Origin of the sequence: Ralstonia sp. ASV6 (genome assembly GCF_016429285.1) — a bacterium.
In the GTDB taxonomy this organism is placed as follows: Bacteria; Pseudomonadota; Gammaproteobacteria; order Burkholderiales; family Burkholderiaceae; genus Ralstonia; species Ralstonia flaminis.
Genome location: NZ_JAELUI010000583.1, coordinates 1 through 314, shown reverse-complemented (window position 1 = coordinate 314; position 314 = coordinate 1). Strand labels below are relative to the sequence as shown.

1 pseudogene is annotated in these 314 nt (G+C 76.1%); it reads right to left on the bottom strand.

Annotation, left to right across the window (positions count from 1 at the left end):
• A pseudogene (locus JHD73_RS29670) lies at positions 1–127 on the bottom strand (recombinase-like helix-turn-helix domain-containing protein); the annotation flags it as partial.
• Between the last annotated feature and the right edge of the window lie 187 nt (positions 128–314).

Below are 314 nucleotides of genomic sequence, written 5' to 3'. Positions count from 1 at the left end.
GCGCACCACCCAGGAACGCCGCCTCCAGCGAATCGGCCAGCTGGTTTTCATAGGCGGTCGGCGCAGCAGCACGCGTCTGCCACACCAGATTGGCGACGTGGCCCGGGCGCTCGACACGGCCCTTGCCCTGTCTCTTATACACATCTGACGCTGCCGACGAAGGCCGTGGAGTGTAGATCTCGGTGGGCGCCGGATCATTAAAAAAGGGGGGGGGGGGGGGGGGGGGGGGGGGGGGGGGGGGGGGGGGGGGGGGGGGGGGGGGGGGGGGGGGGGGGGGGGGGGGGGGGGGGGGGGGGGGGGGGGGGGGGGGGGGG